The 19,880-nt window shown below is 65.9% G+C and carries 17 protein-coding genes and 1 other RNA gene; 11 read left to right on the top strand and 7 right to left on the bottom strand.

Annotation, left to right across the window (positions count from 1 at the left end):
• Positions 1–411, bottom strand: coding sequence for a hypothetical protein (locus ACPDIX_RS09070; RefSeq protein ID WP_423431467.1), 411 nt, complete (start codon positions 409–411; stop codon positions 1–3).
• 13 nt (positions 412–424) lie between these two features.
• Positions 425–1,066, bottom strand: coding sequence for a DUF4339 domain-containing protein (locus ACPDIX_RS09065; RefSeq protein ID WP_423431466.1), 642 nt, complete (start codon positions 1,064–1,066; stop codon positions 425–427).
• A 489-nt stretch (positions 1,067–1,555) separates the two neighbouring features.
• On the opposite strand from ACPDIX_RS09065, the gene ACPDIX_RS09060 reads away from it, so the two are divergent.
• The 7 genes from ACPDIX_RS09060 (at position 1,556) to ACPDIX_RS09030 (ending at position 8,058) form a co-directional block, all read left to right on the top strand.
• Positions 1,556–2,500: a ribose-phosphate diphosphokinase gene (locus ACPDIX_RS09060; RefSeq protein WP_423431465.1), complete on the top strand. Its 945-nt coding sequence runs from the start codon at positions 1,556–1,558 to the stop codon at positions 2,498–2,500.
• A 26-nt stretch (positions 2,501–2,526) separates the two neighbouring features.
• A complete protein-coding gene (locus ACPDIX_RS09055; protein WP_423431464.1) occupies positions 2,527–3,237 on the top strand; it encodes a 50S ribosomal protein L25 in 711 nt (236 codons plus the stop codon).
• Between the two features lie 48 nt (positions 3,238–3,285).
• The gene (pth, locus tag ACPDIX_RS09050) at positions 3,286–3,894 is read left to right on the top strand and encodes an aminoacyl-tRNA hydrolase (protein ID WP_423431463.1); all 609 of its coding nucleotides are present in this window, start codon (positions 3,286–3,288) and stop codon (positions 3,892–3,894) included.
• Positions 3,891–4,199, top strand: a complete 309-nt coding sequence (locus ACPDIX_RS09045; RefSeq protein ID WP_423431462.1) for a 30S ribosomal protein S6 — start codon at positions 3,891–3,893, stop codon at positions 4,197–4,199. Before pth ends, ACPDIX_RS09045 begins: the two co-directional genes overlap by 4 nt.
• A gap of 25 nt (positions 4,200–4,224) precedes the next feature.
• Positions 4,225–4,656 (top strand): single-stranded DNA-binding protein, encoded by a 432-nt coding sequence (ssb, locus tag ACPDIX_RS09040; protein WP_423431461.1) that lies wholly within the window; start codon positions 4,225–4,227, stop codon positions 4,654–4,656.
• Positions 4,657–4,682: 26 nt separating this feature from the next.
• Positions 4,683–5,270, top strand: a complete 588-nt coding sequence (rplI, locus tag ACPDIX_RS09035) for a 50S ribosomal protein L9 (protein ID WP_423431460.1) — start codon at positions 4,683–4,685, stop codon at positions 5,268–5,270.
• 589 nt (positions 5,271–5,859) lie between these two features.
• Positions 5,860–8,058, top strand: a complete 2,199-nt coding sequence (locus tag ACPDIX_RS09030; protein ID WP_423431459.1) for a multiheme c-type cytochrome — start codon at positions 5,860–5,862, stop codon at positions 8,056–8,058.
• A gap of 731 nt (positions 8,059–8,789) precedes the next feature.
• On the opposite strand, the gene rnpB is transcribed toward ACPDIX_RS09030, so the two are convergent.
• The 3 genes from rnpB to ACPDIX_RS09015 form a co-directional block, all read right to left on the bottom strand.
• An RNA gene (gene rnpB / locus ACPDIX_RS09025) (RNase P RNA component class A) lies at positions 8,790–9,233 on the bottom strand.
• 67 nt (positions 9,234–9,300) lie between these two features.
• Positions 9,301–10,311, bottom strand: a complete 1,011-nt coding sequence (locus ACPDIX_RS09020) for a lipid A deacylase LpxR family protein (protein WP_423431458.1) — start codon at positions 10,309–10,311, stop codon at positions 9,301–9,303.
• 165 nt (positions 10,312–10,476) lie between these two features.
• Positions 10,477–10,800, bottom strand: a complete 324-nt coding sequence (locus ACPDIX_RS09015; RefSeq protein WP_423431457.1) for a glycogen-binding domain-containing protein — start codon at positions 10,798–10,800, stop codon at positions 10,477–10,479.
• A gap of 331 nt (positions 10,801–11,131) precedes the next feature.
• Between ACPDIX_RS09015 and ACPDIX_RS09010 the strand changes: the two genes are divergently transcribed.
• From ACPDIX_RS09010 to ACPDIX_RS09000, 3 genes are all read left to right on the top strand, one after another.
• Complete coding sequence (locus ACPDIX_RS09010; RefSeq protein ID WP_423431456.1) at positions 11,132–12,607, top strand: MiaB/RimO family radical SAM methylthiotransferase; 1,476 nt, start codon at positions 11,132–11,134, stop codon at positions 12,605–12,607.
• 175 nt (positions 12,608–12,782) lie between these two features.
• Positions 12,783–13,847 carry an N-acetylmuramoyl-L-alanine amidase family protein gene (locus tag ACPDIX_RS09005; RefSeq protein ID WP_423431455.1) on the top strand — a complete coding sequence of 355 codons (1,065 nt, stop codon included), beginning with the start codon at positions 12,783–12,785 and terminating at the stop codon, positions 13,845–13,847.
• 4 nt (positions 13,848–13,851) lie between these two features.
• Positions 13,852–14,886 (top strand): NAD-dependent epimerase/dehydratase family protein, encoded by a 1,035-nt coding sequence (locus ACPDIX_RS09000; RefSeq protein ID WP_423431454.1) that lies wholly within the window; start codon positions 13,852–13,854, stop codon positions 14,884–14,886.
• A 75-nt stretch (positions 14,887–14,961) separates the two neighbouring features.
• On the opposite strand, the gene ACPDIX_RS08995 is transcribed toward ACPDIX_RS09000, so the two are convergent.
• Positions 14,962–15,363 (bottom strand): YlbF family regulator, encoded by a 402-nt coding sequence (locus ACPDIX_RS08995; RefSeq protein WP_423431453.1) that lies wholly within the window; start codon positions 15,361–15,363, stop codon positions 14,962–14,964.
• A 271-nt stretch (positions 15,364–15,634) separates the two neighbouring features.
• Between ACPDIX_RS08995 and dnaE the strand changes: the two genes are divergently transcribed.
• Positions 15,635–19,309, top strand: coding sequence for a DNA polymerase III subunit alpha (dnaE, locus tag ACPDIX_RS08990; RefSeq protein WP_423431452.1), 3,675 nt, complete (start codon positions 15,635–15,637; stop codon positions 19,307–19,309).
• A 205-nt stretch (positions 19,310–19,514) separates the two neighbouring features.
• Here dnaE and ACPDIX_RS08985 read toward each other — a convergent pair whose 3' ends face one another.
• Entirely contained in the window at positions 19,515–19,871 is a 357-nt protein-coding gene (locus ACPDIX_RS08985; protein WP_423431451.1) for a glycogen-binding domain-containing protein, read from the bottom strand.
• Positions 19,872–19,880 lie beyond the last annotated feature (9 nt).

The raw sequence follows: 19,880 nt of genomic DNA, 5'->3' as shown, positions 1-19,880 counted from the left end.
TCACAGGACGGGCGGCTGGTCTTGGAACGGCGGTACGTCTGCCCGAAGAGGGGCCTGGGATTCAGGCGCCTCCCGGCGCACGGCCCGCCACATGCACAGGCTGGTCCAGCCCGACCATAACCAGGCCAGTCCGAAGAGTACGAACCCACACTTCAACCGTGCCAGGTTCGGGACGTGAAAGGATTCTCCTTCCATGGAGCCGGCGGCGCGCCACGCGCCCGCGATCATCTCCCCGAACCACCAAAGCACGAGGAGAAAGCCTGCCAGGGCCAGCGTGAATTGGCCCGCTCCTGCCCGACGGTGGCCCATCCACCAGGAGCCCAGCCCGGGCGTGGCCAACTGGTTGGCCAGGATCGCCAACCGGACCCGATCCCGCTGGGTCAACCCGGGCTTGGAAGCGCGAGCTCGCACGGCCCAACGCCCCTCAGGCACCGCCCGCCTGCCGGCCGAAGGCTGCCTGCACCTCGGGCTGGTAGAGCACGATCAGGGCCCAGATACCGATCGGGAGGCCGAGCAGACAGCACGGCGAGGTGCAGGGGATCACGGCCAGAATGGCCGCTGTCAGCGCCCAACCGAAGCTGCGAATCTTCAGCATCTGCCATGCCCCGTACGCCACCAGCGCGGCCAGAACCAAGCCCAGCAAGCCGCTGATCATGCTCAGGCTGGAGCCGAACTTCTCCATGAGCTCGGCCACCTCTGGCGGAATTTCGGCATGAGGAAGCATGAAAGACCTTTTGCCGGCCGCCGACGAAACCAAGGTGATCAGGTTCATCAACCCGCCCAACCCTGCGGTGATCAGCAACCCGATGGCGGGCCCGGAGACCTTCGAGGCGGCAACCGGTCCGGCACCGGGAGGGACCGGCGATGGCGGGATGGACCCCGCTGCGGTGCCAGCGGGCCACAGGTCGGCAAACTCCGGGAACTCCCGCAACGGTTTCCATTCGTTCGAACCCTGCAGACAGGCGCGGGTCTCGGCATTGGCGCGGTTCTCGCGCACCCATTGCCGGATCTGCTCAGCTGAAACCGGACCGTACTCCCTGCCGTCGCCTCCGATGATCTTGTACATGGCCAGACTCCCTCGCGTGGTTGTCGGGGCCGAGCATGAGCCGCGCCCTGGGCTCCGGCAAGTCCCAACCCCACCCGGCCGGGCGGGCCGTCCGGCCCGGTGGGGAAAGTCTTCAGCGGGCCTGCTGGCGGAGGAACCGAGGTCGGGACCTCGGCCAACGAAGAGAGTCGGGCGCGGTCGGGCCGGAGACGATCTGTCCCCGGGGTTCACCTGACCGGTCCGGCAGCGAGGAGGACGGTGAGCACCCAGCCGGCGGGCCGTGCCGCCGCCTCGTGGCCGGCATCCTCGATGTCCGGCTCCCAAGGTGCGGGGGAAGGAGTGCAATCCGGGGCCGGCGGGGTTCCGGTTCGCCCCTTGCCCTTTTCGGCCGCTTTGCTAAGGTAGGGCCGCTTTTCCACCGGATGGCGGTGGCTTTTTGTTTTGGGATTTCCGAGGACGAACCGACACCGGCCGGATCAGCCGGCGCTGCCTTTTTGAGGAGAGCTACCAGTGAAGGTATTCAGCGGGACAGCCAACGAGCCGCTGGCGCGTGCCATTTGCCAGTACATCGGCATCGAGCTGGGACGGGCCACCATCCGCCCGTTCCCGGACGGCGAGACGTTTGTCAAGATCGAGGAGAACGTCCGCGGACAGGACGTGTTCGTGGTGCAGCCCACCTCCCCGCCCACGAACCACAATCTGATGGAGCTGTTCATCATGATCGACGCGCTGCGCCGGGCCAGTGCGCAGCGGATCACAGCCGTGGTCCCGTTTTACGGCTATGCCCGGCAGGACCGGAAAGACCAGCCGCGGGTCCCCATCACGGCCAAGCTGGTTGCCAACCTCATGGTGGCCGCGGGGGCAAACCGGCTGCTGACGATGGACCTGCACGCCCAGCAGATCCAGGGGTTCTTCGACATTCCGGTGGACCATCTCTACGCGGCCCCGGTGATGTACGCCTATTTGCGCCAGAAGAAACTGCCGAACCTGGTGGTGGTGAGCCCGGACGTCGGCGGGCTGAAGATGGCCTATGCCTACGCGCAGACGCTTCAAGCCGGTCTGGCCATCGTGGCCAAGCGCCGCCGCAGCGCCACCGAGGTGGAATCGCTGGCCGTCATCGGTGAGGTGCGTGGCAAGAACTGCCTGTTGGTGGACGACCTGACGGAGACGGCCGGCACGCTCGTTCAGGCGGCCGAGCTGCTGAGGAAAAAAGGGGCCCGCAAGATCCTCGCCTGCGTCTCCCACGCCATTCTGAGCGACCAGGCGGTTGAACGGCTCCGGAATTCCAAGATTGACGAATTGATCACAACCGATACTGTGTTCCGTCCGGTCATCACCGGGGTGAACATCACCACGCTGTCGGTGGCCGGGTTGTTGGGCGAGGCGATCAAACGGATCCACAACAACGAGTCGGTCAACTCGCTCTTCGAGTTCAACGGCGGCCGGACCAGTTGAAGGCCGTCGGGGTGCAACGTACTGACATGAAAGCCGTACCGCTGAAAGCATTTCCGCGCGTGCAGACGCGACGAAGCGGCGCCCGCAAGGTGCGGGCCGCCGGTCATGTGCCCGCCGTCATCTACGGCCGGCACATTCAACCGAAGCCGCTGCAGGTCCCGCGAAAAGATCTGGAAAACCTCCTCCATCACACCGTGGCGGAGAACGTTCTGGTGGACCTGAACGTGGAGGGCGATGAGAAGCCCCGGCGCCTGGCCCTGCTGCAGGAGATCCAGCGTCATCCCCTGAGCGGCGCCGTGCTCCACGTGGATTTCCACGAAGTGGCCGAGGACGAAAAGGTCACCGTGTACGTCCCGGTGGAAACGGTTGGCGAAGCCGTGGGGGTCAAGACCGGCGGCGGCATTCTGGAGCACGTGCTTTTCCGGGTCCGGGTGCGTGCCCTTCCCCGCGACCTGCCGGAGCAGATCGTGGTGGATGTCACCAATCTGCAGGCCGGTCAAAGCATTCACATTGGCGAGCTGCCGGTGCCCCCCGGGGTGGAGGTGCTGGGTGAAAAGACCGCCCCGGTGATCACCGTGGCCGTGCCTCGGGGTGAGGCCGAGGAAGCGGCCGCACCTGCCGCCGAGGCCGGCGCCCCGGCCGAGGCCGGTCAGGTGGAGATGATCAAGGAGAAGAAGGAGGAGACACCGGCAACCGAACCCAAGGAAAAGGGCGAGGCAAAAAAGAAAGAGAAGTAATCCGCATGCCGCGGATCCCGCTCACAGCCACAGCCAACCGGCGCATTCATGGACGAGTGGTACTTGGTGGCCGGTCTGGGCAATCCCGGTCCGCAGTACGAGCGAACCCGGCACAACGCCGGTTTCCTGCTGGCGGATCGGCTGGCGCGGCGCTGGCAGGCGGACTGGTCCTGGGAACGGGCCTTCGAAAGCCGGCTGGCCCGGGCGCTTCGCGGGGAACGGCGGGTGTTGCTCTGCCAGCCGCAAACCTATATGAATGCCAGCGGCCGGGCCGTGGCGGCTGTGGCCCGATATTTTCAGGTGCCCGCCGACCGGATCCTGGTCGTGGTGGACGACGCAGATCTGGCCCTGGGTCAGATTCGCATGCGCCCCGGTGGAGGGACTGGCGGACACCACGGGCTGGAATCCGTGACGGCACATCTGGGCACGCCGTCCTATCCGCGGCTGCGCATCGGGATCGGTCGCCAGCCCGGTGCCCGGGAGATCACCGCCCATGTGCTGGCACCCTTCGGCCCGGAAGAATGGGAGCGGCTGCAGGCGGTCCTCGACCGGGCAGCGGAACAAGTGGAGTGTTGGCTCGAGCACGGACTGGCACGGGCCATGAACCTTTACAACGGATGGGTCCAGTCCCCGTCCGGCAGGAGTGAAGCAACGTGAAACGGTACGAAGGTCTGTTCATCCTCAACACGGCCGGTCAGGAAGAAGGACTCAACGAGATCCTGGACCGGATCACTGCCGAGATCAAAGCCGTCGGCGGCCGGGTCGAAACCATCCAGAAGATGGGCCGGCACAGTTTCGCCCGGGTCGCCAATCGCAAGGTGACCTCCGGCTTCTATGTGAATTTCATTTTCGAAGCGCCGCCGGAGGCCATCGCCCAGCTCCGAAACAAGTTCGCCCTGTGGGAAGAGGTCTTCCGCGTCATGTTCACCCTCGCCCAGGCACCGGCCGCGGCCGCAGCCTGACATCCCGTCCGGCAGGAGGTGCGCCATGGCCAGCTTCAACAAGGTGATCCTCGCCGGGAACCTCACCCGGGACCCGGAGCTTCGCTACACCCCCAAGGGCACCGCCGTCGCACGCCTGGGCCTGGCGGTCAACCGTCGCTGGCGCACCGAAACCGGTGAACTGCGGGATGAAACCACGTTCGTGGACGTGGACGCCTTCGGCAAGACCGCCGAAACCATCGCTCAATATCTGAAAAAGGGCCGGGCCGTTCTGATCGAGGGTCGCCTGCGATACGACACCTGGGAAGACAAACAAACCGGCCAGAAACGCAGCAAACTCAGCGTCGTGCTCGAAAGCTTTTCCTTCCTCGATTCCGGCCGCGGCGAGGGTGCGGCTCCCAGCGCCGATGCCTCCCGTGCGCCGGCTGATGTTCCGGAGGTCGAGCCCCTGCCTCCGGATGACGACGTCCCGTTCTGAGAACCAACCTTCCCGGAGAATTTCCTATGGCCAAGATGCAAGTCATCCTCACCAGCAACATCGTCGGACTCGGGGCCGAGTCCGACCAGGTCACCGTGGCCGCGGGCTACGCGCGCAATTATCTCTTCCCGCGCGGGCTGGCCATTCCGCTGACGGCTGCCAACAAGCGCCGGCTGGAAGTCCTCCGCCAGCGCCGTGCCGAACGGGAGGCCCAGGAGTACAACACCATGTGCGAACTGGCCCGCAGCCTGGCCAAACTGGTCTGCGTGATCACCGTCAAGACCGGCGACGACGGCAAGCTGTTCGGCAGCGTCACCAGCGGTACCATTGCCGACGCGCTCAAGACCCAGTTCGATGTCGCACTCGACAAGAAGCAGATCCACCTGCCCGAGCCGATCAAGAGCCTCGGTGAGTACGAAGTCGAACTGCGGCTGCACCCGGAGGTCAAGGGCGTCTTGAAAGTACGCGTGGAGAGCAACAACCCGATGTTCCTGGCCCAGCAGGCTGCCGCCGCGGCCCAGGCAGCCCAGCAGCCCGGTGAGGCCGAAACCCAGGCCGAGGCAAAGGAATCCAAACCGGCCAAGGCCGCCAAAAAGGGTCAGAAGGGCGGCTGACCCTCGCCGCGGCCCGGCAAACATCCCTTCGCCGAGCGTCCCGCGCCGCCCCGGTGCGGGACGTTCATTTTCGACACCCCATCCTTTTTTGAGCCGGCGCCACCGGAGGCACGCGTACCCGGGGGCCGGTCACCTGCCCTGCACCCGAGAGCACTTGCCTCCGAGCCCGGTCGGCCCCTTGCCGTTTTCCCGCCGCAGCCGAGCCGCGCCTTCACGCAGGCGTGAATCCCGGCCGCCGACCGCCTTCGGATCATCTTCTTCGCCTTATCCGCCGCCCTGCGAAAACCGGGTCCCCCACCGGGGACGCGGCCTGACCCTCCCTCTTCTTCGCCCGCTGTTGCCGTCCACGGCCTCCATGGACAACAACGGAATGTATCGCGTCATCCCGGCAAAGGCCCGACGGCGACACCGACGAGCCGCTCGCCGTCGCCCGGCCCGACCCGTCCGGTATGAAGCAATCCAAATCAAGCGACGGGGCAACTTAAGTTGCTTTTTTGGCAAAACATGAGTAGGCGCCCCACGGGTGTGGGTCGAGAATGCCGGCAGCATGAAAGGTCGGTCGGCCAACCATGGCAACTCGAGAGCGCTTATGAAAGCATCCACTGGTTTCCCCCGCGGCGGTTTGGCGGGCGTGGTGGCGGGTCTGTTGGGTTTGTGGGCCGTGTCGGTCCCGGCCCAGTCGCCCATGCTGGTGCCCCGTCCGCTCACCCATCAGGACATTCACGACTACGGTCTGCCGGAAAACCTGCAGGTCTCGGGCGGGCTGGACACGGTGGGCATCGGCCAGCCGGTTTACCTGGAGGTGCTCCTGCCGAAGAGCATGACGAATGTCGTGGGCTTGACGTGGGAGCTGACACTCAAGCCGGTCGGCAGCACGGACAGCCTGGTGAAAAGTCCGCTCGGCCCGCAGGTGCCGCCGTTTGACCCACGCGCACAACTGGATTACAACGTGGCCGATCGGCGCCTGTTCAAGCCGACCGCAGCCGGCCAGTACACCGTCCAAGTGACGGTCAATCTGGGGGAGACGAACCTGGTCCTGCAGCGGAACGTTTCCGTGGGCACGTATCTGGGCGCCCAGACCTGCGCCCTTTGCCACAGTGGCGGCGCCATTGCCCAGAACAAGTATCAGCAGTGGCAGCAAACCGCCCATGCGACCTTTTTCCAACGGGCCATCAACGGCGAGGAAGCCCCCTACTACCGTGCCTCCTGCATCCAATGCCATGTGGTGGGCTATGACACGGATCCGGCGGCGGTGAACAACGGGTTTGACGATGTGGCCGCGCAGTTGGGCTGGACCTTCCCGGCCAGGCTGAGTCCGACCAACTGGGACGCCCTGCCCCAGCAGTTGAAGAACCTCGCCAACATCCAGTGTGAGAACTGCCACGGGGCCGGCAGCGAGCACGCCCTGGCGCTCGGCCAGACGAACCTGTTCAACTGGCCGCGCATCACGGTCAGCTACAGCGCGGGCGACTGCGCCCAGTGCCATTCCGAGGAACCCTATCATGTGTACCCGCTGCAGTGGGCGAATTCGAAGCACGCGGTGGCCGTGCGCGAGGAACGGACCGCCTGCGCCGGTTGCCATCAGGGCATCGGGTTCATCGACCGCATGAAGGGTGTGCCGGAAGGGCTGCGGCGCACGCAGTATGAGTCCATCAACTGCAGCGCCTGCCACGACCCGCACGACGCCACCAATCCGCATCAACTGCGTGGCATGGGTCCGGTCACCCTGGCCGACGGTTCCACGGTCGTGGACAAAGGCGGCAAGGGCCTGCTCTGCATGAACTGTCACATGTCCCGGCGGAACGCCACAAACTACGTGGAGGTCACCGCCGGCAGTCGCCTCTTCGGCCCGCACCACGGACCGCAGGCGGACATGCTGGTGGGCGCCAACGCGGTCACCTACGGCCAGGTCATCCCGAGCTCGGCACACTACCAGGTGGTGGGCGACAGTTGCGTGACCTGCCACATGCAGGACACCGAGCGAACGGATCCGGCCCATCTCCAGGTCGGCGGGCACACCTGGAAGATGGCCTGGGACACCGGGACCAACCGTGTCGAGCTGGTCCGGGCATGCGTGCAGTGCCACGGCGAGATCGAAACGTTTGATTTCCCGCGGCAGGACTACGACGGAGACGGCATCATCGAGGGCGTGCAGACGGAGGTGAAAGGTCTGTTGGAGAAACTGGCCATGATGCTGCCGCCGATCGGCCAACCGGTGGTGGCCAGCGACGATGCCACCCTCCGCACCTTCACCCGCGAACAGTTGCGTGCCCTGTACAACTACCTGTTCGTGCTGGAGGACGGCAGCTACGGCATTCACAATCTCAGCTATGCCGTGGGGCTGCTGAAGGCGTCCATCGCCAGTCTGAACGGTGATGCCAACAACGATGGCCTGCCCGATTGGTGGCAGCGGGCCTACTTTGCAGGGATCAACGATCCGATGGCCGCCCCCAACGCCAGCCCTGCCGGCGACGGTGTGCCCAACTGGCTGAAGTTTGCCCTCGGCCTCGATCCGCGCGTGCCCGGCATGACCCTGCCCGACGGTGTGGTGTTCGTCCAGGGCAAGAACCTCGGTGGCGGGGACGAGAAGGTCCGGATCTACACAGCGGCCGAGATCACCTTCGACACCAAGCCTGACAAACGGTACCAGATCCAGGTCGTCTCCACGCTGGGCGGCGGCTGGCAGAACATCGGCGAGCCCATCCAGGGCACCGGCCAGCCTGTCAGCTACCTGACGCCCACACGCGGCAACGTCCAGCAGTACTACCGGGTGATCGAGCTGGATTAACGGGCTTCCACGCACCACACACCCGACCGCAACAGCACCCCTTCCTGGCCTCCGGGAAGGGGTGCTTCTTTTTGGGCAACGGGACAGCATGGACACCTCGTCCCGAGGGGATGGAACCTCAGCATGCGGCCCGCAGCCAGCATCCCATCGAACGGTCGAAGGGAAATCCGGGTGAAGAATCGGACGGCCGCGCATGTCAGGTGTCCCATGCCCAGGTCGGCATTCCCAGGTCGGGCCGACAAGGTTCCCCCGCCGAAGGGCTGGGTGGGCAAACGGGAAGCACCCCCGCCAAGGTCAGGGAAAAATCGTTTCTTGTCCGCGCGGGGGCCGGCCTGACATGCGGGATTGCGGCCGGTTGGCGGCGGTGCTTTGTCAATCGCCCCCCAAACCGCGCAAACCGTTGACACAACGGGCCGGGTACGGGAACCGGCCGGGCGCAGGGCCGGGCGACCGGATCCGGGCCGGTTCGAACGCGTGTCGCTTCCCAAATTCATGACCGGTCCTCCGCCAAACCCGGGGGCGTGGTCGCGATCCGGCGAGGAGCAGGCCACACTGCCGGCGGGCATCCGTGTTCAGGTCTGGCGGTCCCGAAAAGCTGGTCGCTGTCACGACACTGCCGGGCGTGAGCGGTGCAGGATGGAAAACGCGCTGCGGGCGGCCTTCATCCCGGGTCCGCGAAGCGGCAGCCGGGCCCGGGACCGAACCGAGCGGCGCTCCATGGAAAAGAAACGGGTTCGGAAAGAGCTGTAAGCCGAATTCTGTCTGCTCCGGGCCTTTTGCTTGCCCGGAGGAGAGCATCATTTATCTGCGCGGCCAGAACCCGGGACGCGTTCCGCTTTCGCGGAACTGAAGCGGGCCACTTCGTACGTCCCCTATTTGGCCTTGCACCCGATGGGGTTTGCCGTGCCTCGTCGCTTGCGCGAACGAGCGGTGGGCTCTTACCCCACCTTTTCACCCTTGCCGGTGCGCCGGCCCGGCGGAAATCCGACCGGGTGGCACACAGGCGGTCTGTTTTCTGTGGCACTTTCCGTCGGGACGCCTCGCGGCGTCGCCGCCCGCGTGTATCCCGCGCCGGTTCCCGAGGGAACCGGGGGGTTACGCGGCATCGTGCCCTGTGGTGTTCGGACTTTCCTCCCCCGGAACCAGGTTCCGGAAGCGATGCTCCGCTCTTTCCGAACCCACAGAGAATCTACGCGGGAACGGTTCGGAGTTCAAACGCCGGGCCGCGACCGGCGGGGAGGCTCAAAAGCGCCACCTGAAGGTGAGGGCGCCAAACTCGCTGAAGTCCTGTTGGCTTTCGAATTCGCGTCCCCAGAAGACATAGGCGAAGGCCAACTGGCAACGTGATGATTCCCACACCGCCCCAACCTCGACCGCGGGAACCCACCATTCCTTGTCCACGGATGGACTGTCCTTCCAAGTGTTGCCGTCGAGGGTGATGTTGCGGCCCACGAGATTGCCACTGATGCCGCCGAAGAGGTAGGCGCCCCACCCGCCGGTCCGTTTGCCGTTGGAGCTTCGCCGGGGTGCCGGCGGAAGATGCACCATGCCGCGCATCAGCGTGGTCCCAAAGTCATCCGGGATCCGCCAACCGAGTCGGACCTGGGCACCCAACTGTCCCTGGGTAAGCACGTTTCCGAGCATCAGGTTCGCCATCGGCAGCAGTTCCAGAGCGCCTTCTCCGGGCCCGGTCCAGAGCCGGTACTTGCGCCGGTGTTCGTACACGAGATTGAGGATGGGCTCATTGTGCAATTGACTGCCCCAGCCCTGAGGGATGCCGCTGCCGATTCGTTTGTGCACCCATTTCTGGGTGTCCTCGGCCAAGGACCACGGCCCCACCACCCCGCTGATCAGTTTGAGACCGTGATAGGCCCTGCCCTCTTGGAAGTGGAAGGAAACGGCGCCGTACAAAAGACCGGCGTAGGGTCGGTCCATCGGATCCGGCACCGCGCGTCGCGTGTCTGCGGGTGTGACCATGATCTGGCCCGCTTCGAAGCTGACCGAGACCTGATCGGCCGCCCGACCGTGCCGGTCCGACCAGGATCGGAGCCAGCCGGGTTCGATTCGGAACAGTGCTAGCGAGATCCCGTCGGTGTAGAAGCGGTCGGTGCCACCGAAAGTGTCGTTTTCCCAACGAACGGACAAGGACCACCCCGGCTCGGCGGGGCCGACCGACTGTGCCCCTGCCCCGAAAAGAGGCGCAAGGGCCAGCGTTCCGGTCAGCAGCCGGCGCAATGTAGCCTGGCACATCATGGCCTTTACACGAAACCCACTTCGGCACGGCGTCCCCGGCCCTGCCGCGGTTGGAGCAAACCCTCCCGTTCCGGCCGCTGGCGCAACGGCGGTCTCGCGGCCCGACAGACCGCGCCGTGTTTGACCCTGTCATTTCCGGCCGGGGCCGGGCGTATCGGTGTCCGCTCAGGAGACCTTGATCACGCAGTTTTCCGAGCCGAAAGGATTGGGCACCCGCAGGGTGCACTCCGGGTCATCGCGCCACTCGCCGTCCACGATGAAGCGGTAATGATAGGTGCCCGGCGGGAGTTGTACCGTGACCGTCCAGATTCCGTCCGGCCCCTTGTGCATGGGGATGGCCTGCTGCTGCCAGTGCGTGAAATCACCTGCCAGCAGTACACTCATCGCCGTGGGCGCATTGAAGCGGAACGTCTGGCCGACCGGCGCAGCGGGCGCTGGTTCTTTCCGGGCCGTCTTGGCCGTGGTTTTGCGGGCCCGTTTTGTTGCCATAAACACCCTCCCTTTCCCCTTTGGTTTTCACACGGGCATGCACCAGGGCGGTGCCACTTTGCGCACCCGCCCATCTGCCCTACGTGGCCAGCTTGAACGGTTGTGGGCCGGGCGGCAAGTGTGGACGTGCCACGATCCGGTGACGGCGCGGCCCACCGGGACGCGGGGGCGGCCCGTGCCGCCGGTAGGAAGGGTTCCCGGGGACTTTCAACAGGACCGGCCGGGGGCCGGTGCGCGCCGGCCGCCCGGGGGGCCGGTGCGGATGTTGGCCCGGCCTTTTCAAAGGGCGGCTTCTGACCTAGGTTGTGGACCGGACAAAATCCGACGAAGCATGCCGAGCGTTTACATCAAAACGTACGGGTGTCAGATGAACGTGCGGGACAGCGAGGCGGTGGCCGCGCAGTTGCTGGCCCGCGGGTACACCCTTGCGCCGTCGGAAGACCAGGCCGACATCGTCCTGCTGAACACGTGCAGTGTGCGGGATCACGCCGAGCAGACGGCATTGAACAAGATGCGGGCGCTGGCGGCCGACTTCCGTCGCAGCGGCCGGGAGGTGGTGCTGGGGTTTCTGGGCTGCATGGCGCAGAGCCGCGGTGAGGAACTGCTGCGCCAACTGCCCGGTGTGGACCTTGTCATTGGCACCCAGAAGCTCCATCGCACGGCGGAGTATCTGGATGATCTGCTGCGCGGCCGGCGCACGCGGGTGGTGGACACGGCGCCCGAACCGGGAAGCGAGTCCGCGATTCGGGAGCATCTGCCGGCCGGGGACGGCTCCGGCCCGGTCACGGCCTATGTGAGCATCATGCAGGGCTGCAACCAGCACTGCACGTTCTGCATCGTGCCCCAGACCCGCGGCCCCGAACGGAGCCGCAGCATCCGGGACATCGTGACCGAGTGCCGCGAGCTGGCCGCACGCGGCGTGAAGGAGATCACCTTGCTCGGTCAGATCGTCACCAGTTACGGCCGGCGTCCGGGTCCTGACGGCCGGCCCGGGTGGCTGGCACCGGACGAGCCGTGGCCGGTGCCGGAGCCGGAGTCAGCCCCGAAGCGCTCGCCGTTTGTCCGGCTGTTGGAAGCCGTGCATGAGATCGAGGGGATTGAACGGATCCGGTTCACCGCGCCTCATCCCAAGGGGTATGGGGAGGACCTGATCGAGGCTTACGGCCGGCTGCCCAAGCTGGTCGAGAGCGCTCATCTGCCGGTCCAGAGCGGCAGCAACCGGATTCTCAAACTCATGCGGCGCGGTTACACCCGGGAACGGTTCCTCGAAATCGTTTCCCGGCTGCGCGCCGTGCAGCCCGGCATCGGGATCAGCACCGACATCATCGTCGGTTTCCCCGGGGAGACCGAGGAGGATTTCCAGCAAACGCTGGAACTCTGCCGCGAGGTCGAGTTCGACAATGTGTTCCTCTTCAAGTACTCGCCCCGGCGCAACACCCCGGCCGCCACCATGCCGGGCGCGCTGCCGGAGGAAGTCATCGAGGAACGGCATGCCCGGGCGCTGGAACTGATCAACAGCATTGCCCGGCGCAGGTACGCCGCCATGGTCGGGCGCACGGTGCAGATCCTCGTCGAAGGTCCCAGCAAAAAGAACCCGCACCGCATGATGGGCCGGACGCGGTGCAACAAGATCGTGGTCTTCGACGGTTCGCCGCGGCATCGCGGGCAGCTGCTGGACATCCGGATTGTGCGCGCGGGCAATTACACGTTGTACGGCGACCCGGCCATCGTGGGATTCGATTCCGGAGCGCCCGTGTCCGCCTCGAGCCCCGCAGGACCGGAGCCGGCAGGTGTGCCGGCCGGGTAATTCATGTCCCGGCCTTCCACCGGCGGGCCCGGACGCGGTCCGGTCCGACGTACCCGTGCACCTCGATCCTCGAGCGGTGTGATGGGGCCGACGCACCCCGGCGTGTGCCCCCGCGGGCAACCTCCGGGCCAACAAACCGCTTGAGCCGGGGGGTTCCCGCCGCACAATGGCCGGCATGTTGAAACGGCATGGCGCGCGGACGGCATGGGTATGGATCGGCCTGCTGACCGGCTGCGCCGGACCGCGGGCACCGCAGTTTGCCACTGTTCCACCGACCCGTCCCGGTCCGGCACCCGCGACCGTGACCGCACCAACCGTTCGCCTCCCGCCTCCGGCGGTTTCGGACACGTGGGTTTCTCTCCACAAATGGGCTGCCGATCATGCGCTGCCGCCCCCGCGCATATTGTCGACCAACCCGGTCACTTGTGAATGGTCGGTGGGTTCGGACCTCTGGCGGTTGCGCGCAGCGACGACGGCCGCGGAGTGGAACGGGCTGGAGATCCGGCTCGGACACGCACCGGAGTGGCGCGATGACCAACTTTGGTTGCATGCCCTGGACCTCGCCAAGCACATCGAGGCCCTCCGACAACCGGTTCGTCTGCGGCTGAGCAACCCGCCGCGCGTGGTCATTGATCCCGGGCACGGCGGTTCGAACACCGGCGCACGCAGCGTTCTCGACGGCCGGTGGGAAAAAGAATTCACCCTCGACTGGGGCCTGCGCCTGGCCGCACTGTTGAGTGCCCAGGGCTGGGACGTGATCCTCACGCGAAAGACCGACACGGACGTTTCCCTCTCTCAACGGGTGGCCCTGGCCGAAAAGGTCGGGGCCGACCTGTTCGTGAGCCTGCACTTCAACTCGGTCAATGGCACCAATCACACCGGCGGGCTGGAGACCTACTGCCTGACCCCGGTGGGGCTGCCCTCCACCCTCACGCGCGGATATGACGACACGGTGACGGTGGTCCACCCCAACAACGCCCATGACACGGCGAACCTGCAACTGGCCGTGCGCCTGCACCGGGCGCTGCTCGAAGAGACGGGGTTGCCGGACCGCGGCGTGCGCCGTGCACGGTTCATGACCGTGCTGCAGGGCCAGGACCGGCCCGCTGTCCTGCTGGAGGGCGGTTATTTGAGTCATCCGGAAGACGCGCGACAGATAGCCAACCCGCAGTTCCGGCAGCGCCTGGCCGAGGCGGTGGCCCGGGCGTTACTCTCCCTGGCCGCGGATTCGAACCCCTGATCCCATGCGCGCGGGCGGTCTGTTGGTGGTCACGGGCGGGGCCGGATTCATCGGCTCGCATCTGGTGGAGCGGCTGCTGGCCGACGGCCATCGGGTGGCGGTTGTGGACGACTTGTCCACGGGCACGCTGGCCAACCTGCAGGCGGTGCGGAACGATCCCCGGCTGGAGGTGGAGATCGCCTCCGTGTCGAATTCACGCCGGTTGCCCCGCTGGATGGCGCGGGCGGAGGGCGTCTTCCATCTGGCGGCGGCCGTGGGGGTGGAACTGGTGGTGCGCGCACCCATTCACGTCTGCCGCGCCAACCTGCGGGAGACCGAGGTGGTCCTCGAACTGGCGGCACGCCGGCAAACACCGGTGTTGCTGGCCTCCACGTCCGAGGTGTACGGGCGGAGCGCGAAACGCGAGTTTGCCGAAGACGACGATCTCCTGATCGGGCCGCCCACCCATGCGCGTTGGACCTACGCCTGTTCCAAACTGATGGACGAGTTCCTCGCCATGGCCTATGCGCATGAACGCCGGCTGCCGGTGATCATTACGCGGATCTTCAACACCGTGGGCCCGCGTCAGACCGGCCAGTACGGGATGGTCCTGCCCCGCTTCATCGAGGCGGCCCGGACCGGTGCGCCCCTGCGGGTGTTCGGCACCGGCAGGCAGAGCCGCTGCTTCTGCTGGGTGCTGGACACTGTCGAGGCCCTGGTCCGGCTCTTTCGCTGTCCGCGCGCGCAGGGGCAGATCTTCAATGTGGGGAGCACCGAGGAGGTGACCATCCGCCGTCTGGCCGAGATGGTGATCCGCCTGCTGGGGTCCTCGTCGCGGATCGAGATGGTCCCTTATGCCAGGGCCTACGCACCGGGATTCGAAGACATGCAGCGGCGCCGGCCCCGGATCACGAAGCTGGTGCGTTACACCGGGTTCCGGCCGCGCACGCCCCTGCGGGAAATCATCCTTCGAACGGCCGCCTCGAACGGCCCGGTTCCCGGCCGCCCCGGCTCTTCTGTCCGGGCCGATCCTCCCGCCGGCCGCCGCTCGAAAGAATGAACCCTGCACGGACGTCGCCGTGCAGGGTCGGGCAAAGTCTGCGATTGACCCGGCGTGCCGCGCCGGGCGGACGGGTCAGTGACAGCCGCAGCCGGAGCCGCAACCGCAACCGTCCATGTCCTCGTGCGTGGGCATGCGCCCCAGCTCCATGGTGAGGGCCACCTGTTGTTGGATGGCCTGCCGCATCTCCTCCAGCTCCGTTTGCGCGTCCAGGAAACCGCGTGCGACCTCGTTGGCCAGCAGTTCTTCACGCGCCTTTTCGAATTGTTGGATCTCTTCCTCGCTCAACGGCTCTCCGAATTGTTGTTTGCGCCGCAGGGCCTGCCCCAGCCGGACCACCTCCTCGTACTGGGTCCGCGCCTTTTCGTCTTCCAGGAAGGCCTGAATGCGCTGCTGAGCGGACTTGAAGCCCGCGTCCTCCAGGATGGTTTCACACAGCTCGCGGGTCTTTTGCCCGATCGCTTCGCTCTGGCTCATGGTATCGTTTCGCTCGATGGATGGTTTTACTCATTCCGGCCGCCGGACCCTCTGCCCGACGACAATTGGTCCCCAAACATAGAGCACTTCAAACGAAACGCAACGGCACAATCCCCGGGGGAGCGAACCGGTGCGAGCTCTGTCGTGGCGCCTCCGGACCCGCCTTTCGGCGGGCAACGCGGCCCCTTGTCCCGTCCCGGCCTCCGGCGCAAATGGCCTGTGAACAAGCCCGGCTTGCCCGGTTCGCGTTCCGGCCGCTACCTTCGATCCCATGGAGCACGCGGACTTCGTTCATCTGCACGTCCACACTGAGTACTCCCTGTTGGACGGTGCCTGCCGGCTCGACCGGCTGGTGGAGCGTGCTCATGCCCTCAAGTTTCCCGCCCTGGCCATCACCGATCACGGCGTGATGTACGGGGTGATTGATTTCTACCAGAAGGCCCGAGCAAAGGGGATCAAGCCGATCCTGGGCTGCGAAATGTACGTGGCGCCGGGAAGCCGCTTCGACAAGAAAACCACCTCCGGCGGGCGCGATGTTTACCATCATCTCACCCTCCTGGCCCGGGACGAGACCGGCTATCACAATCTGATCCGGCTCAGCACCGCCGCGCATCTGGAGGGCTACTACTACAAACCGCGCATCGACAAGGAACTGCTGGAGAGGCATCGGGAGGGGCTGGTGGTGCTGTCCGGCTGTCTGGCGGCGGAGATCCCGGACCTGATTGTGAAGGGGCAGTTGGACCGGGCACGCGACGCGCTGGACTGGTACAGGCAGGTGTTCGGACCGGAGCATTTCCATCTGGAACTGCAGGATCACGGGCTGCCGGAACAGGCCGTGGTGAACCGGCAACTGCTGGCCTGGGCGCGCGAATTCGGTCTGTCGGTCGTGGCCACCAACGACGTGCATTATCTGGAAAAGCATCACTGGCGGGCCCACGACTGCCTGATTTGCATCGGCACGCAGACCACGTTGGACGATCCCAGACGGCTGCGGTACGCGCCGGAACAGTTCCATCTGCGCGCCGCGGAGGAGATGAAGGCCCGGTTTGCCGAGGTGCCCGAGGCCATTCGCAACACCCTGGAGGTTGCGGAGAAGTGCAACGTGGAGATCGAGTTTGGCCGGCTTCATTACCCGGTTTTCCATCCGCCCCCGCCGTACACCCAGGAACAGTACTTGCGGGTCTGGATTGCCGAGGGACTCCGGCGCCGGTACACGCTGCATGCCCGTGTCGAGGACAACAGCTTCGTCGTGGAAGGGGTGGAACGGCCCGAATTGTTGCCGGGGCTGCCACCGGCCCCGCCCGGCCATGCCTGGGCACCGGACGCGCCGGAGGTGCGCCGGGCCATCGAAGAGGTCCTGGCACGGCTCGAGAGCGAACTGCAGGTCATCCGGCGGACGGGCTTCGTGAGCTACTTCCTCATCGTGGGGGATTTCGTCAAACACAGCCGCGAACAGGGCATCGCCTGCGCGGCGCGCGGATCGGCCGCCGGTTCGCTGGTGACCTATCTGCTGGGCATTTCGAACGTGGACCCCCTTCGGTACGGACTGCTGTTCGAGCGGTTCTTGAACCCGGAACGGGTGAACCCGCCCGACATTGACATTGACTTCGCGGACGATCGTCGGGCCGAGGTCATCGAGTACGTGCGGCAGAAGTACGGCCGGGATTGCGTGGCGCAAATCATCACCTTCGGCACCCTGGGTGCCAAGAGCGTCGTGCGCGACGTGGGCCGTGTCATGGGCCTGTCGTACGGGGAATGCGACCGGCTGGCCCGGATGATCCCCAACGACCCCAAGATTACCCTGGCCCGTGCGCTGGAGCTCTCCCCCGAACTTCGCCAGGCCTATGAGACGGAGGAGGTCACGCGCGAACTGATTGACACGGCACAGATCCTGGAGGACATCGCCCGCAATGCCTCCGTGCACGCCGCCGGCGTGGTGATCGGCCCTGAACCGCTGGTCAACCTGGTCCCGCTGAAGGCCGACGAGAACGGTGCGCTGGTCACCCAGTACGCCATGGGACCGGTGGGGGATCTGGGCCTGCTGAAGATGGATTTCCTGGGTCTCAAGACCCTCACGGTCATCCGCAATACCTGCGAACTGGTGCGGCAGACGCGCGGCATCGAGATCAACGTGGATCAACTGCCGCTGGACGATCCCAAGACCTACGAGCTTCTCAACAAGGCCCGGACCCTGGGTGTGTTCCAACTCGAATCGGCCGGAATGCGCGAGTTGTGCCGCAGATTCCAGCTCAGCTCGATCGAACACATCACCGCGCTCATCGCGCTGTACCGGCCGGGCCCGATGGATCTGATCCCCGAATTCCTCCGCCGCCGTCACGGCGAGGTGCAGATCGAATACGAGCATCCGCTGCTGGAACCCATCGCGCGCGAGACCTACGGGATCCTGATTTACCAGGAACAGGTCATGCAGGCGGCCCAGGTCCTGGCCGGTTACTCGCTGGGGGCGGCCGACCTGCTCCGCCGGGCCATGGGCAAGAAGAAGCCCGAGGAAATGGCCAAACAGCGCGACACGTTCGTGCGGGGCTGCATGGAAAAGAACAACATCCCCGCGGCCAAGGCCCACCAGATCTTCGACCTGCTGGAAAAGTTCGCCGGATACGGTTTCAACAAATCCCACGCCGCAGCCTACGCGGTCACCGCCTATCAGACCGCCTACCTGAAGGCCAATTACACCGTGGAATTCCTCTGCGCCATGATGACCAACGACATGGCCGACACGGAAAAACTGGCCGAATACATCGCCGAGGCGCGGTCCTTTGGCATCTCGGTCCTCCCGCCCCACGTCAACGAAAGCGATGTGCATTTCACCCCGGTGCGGCTTGGCGATGAAACCGGGCCGCCCCGGGCCATCCGTTTCGGGCTGGCTGCCATCAAGGGGGTGGGCACCGCCGCCGTCCAGAGCCTCCTCCAGGCCCGGCGTCAGGGCGGACCGTTCCGGTCCCTTTACGATCTCTGCGAGCGGGTGGACACGCGCGCGGTCAACCGCAGAATCCTGGAGGCGCTGATCAAGGCGGGGGCCTGTGACGGGCTCGGTCCGAACCGCGCCACGCTCACCGCCCAGATCGAGTCGGCGCTCACCCGGGCTTCACACCTCCAGGCCGATCGCCAGCGCGGTCAGCGTTCGCTCTTCAGCCTCCTGGGCAAGGAAGCCAACGTCCCGGCGGAAGCCTCTCTTCAGCTGCCCGAATGGCCCGTGCACGAGCTGCTCTCCTACGAGAAGGAACTGCTGGGCCTGTACCTCACCGGGCACCCCCTGGCCCCCTACAGCCGGTTGCTGGAAGAGTATGCACTGGCCGACGCCGCCGGTCTGGCCCGGTTGCCCCCGCGCACTCTCACGCGGGTGGGTGGACTGGTCGTCTCCGTCCAGGAAGGCCTCAGCCGCAAATCCAACAGGCCCTATCTCACCGCCGTGCTGGAAGATCTCACAGGTACGGTTCAGCTGCTGTGTTTCGAGGAGGCTGCCGAACGATGCCGGCCCGTGCTGCAACCGAACGCCGCGGTCATGGTCCTCGGCGAGACCGGCACCGAGGAGGGTTCGGCAAAATTGTTCGTCTGGGACGCGTTTCCGCTGGAAGAGGCGCCGGCCCGGTTCACCAAGGCCGTGCACTTCCGCATCTACCCGGGGGCGGCCAAACCGGAGACGCTGGATGCAATCCGTCAAATCGTCGAAGCCCATCCCGGCCGCTGTCCGCTGTACCTCTGTTTCGTCCGCCCCAACGACGCCACCGTGGTGCTCGAAACCCATGAACGGTTTTTCGTCCGGCCCTCGCTCCAGTTGCAGGAAGCAGTGGAAAAGCTGCTGGGCGAAAACAGCTACTACGCCAAGGTGGACCGGGACCCGCCCGAGCGGCCGGCACGATGGCCGAAACGGAACGGCAACGCCACGGTTGCGTCCAACGGCAATGGCCGGATCCGACGATCCTGAGCCCGGCGCCGCCGCGGTGTCTCACCCGTCAATTCGGGCGCGCGATGCGCGCTCCGGGGGGCTTTCCGTGGGAACAGGCTGGCGCGGAGCCGGCCGTGGGCGCGCCTTTCGGGACCGGAACCGGGCAACCGGGCCCGAACCCGCCCGACGCGCCTCGAAGGCGGAACGGGAAGCAGGTCGGGCCTGCCGCCCCACCGCCCGGAGATCAACTGACGAACCGGACGTTGTTCTGGGAACCGAACGGGTTCGGGACGCGCAGGGTGCATTCGGGATCGTCCCGCCATTCGCCGTCCACCAGGAACCGGTAGTGGTAAATGCCCGGAGGGAGTGTGACGGTCACCTCCCAAACGCCGCCAGGCCCCTTGTGCATGGGGATGGGGGCATTTTGCCAGTGAGTGAAATCGCCTACCAACAGCACGCTCATCGCATCCGGCGCGGTGAACCGGAACGTTTGGGGCACTCCGCCCCCGCCGGGGGCCGCCGGTTTTGCCGCGGCCGCTTCGGCCGGGGCCGGTGTTGGAACCGGTGCAGTTTTCCTGGTGGTGGTTTTTTTGCGAGCCATGAGGAAAGG

Origin of the sequence: Limisphaera sp. 4302-co (genome assembly GCF_049537155.1) — a bacterium.
Lineage (GTDB): Bacteria > Verrucomicrobiota > Verrucomicrobiia > Limisphaerales > Limisphaeraceae > Limisphaera.
The sequence above is the reverse complement of the archived record's forward strand: the minus strand, read 5'-3'. Positions and strand labels throughout refer to the sequence as shown.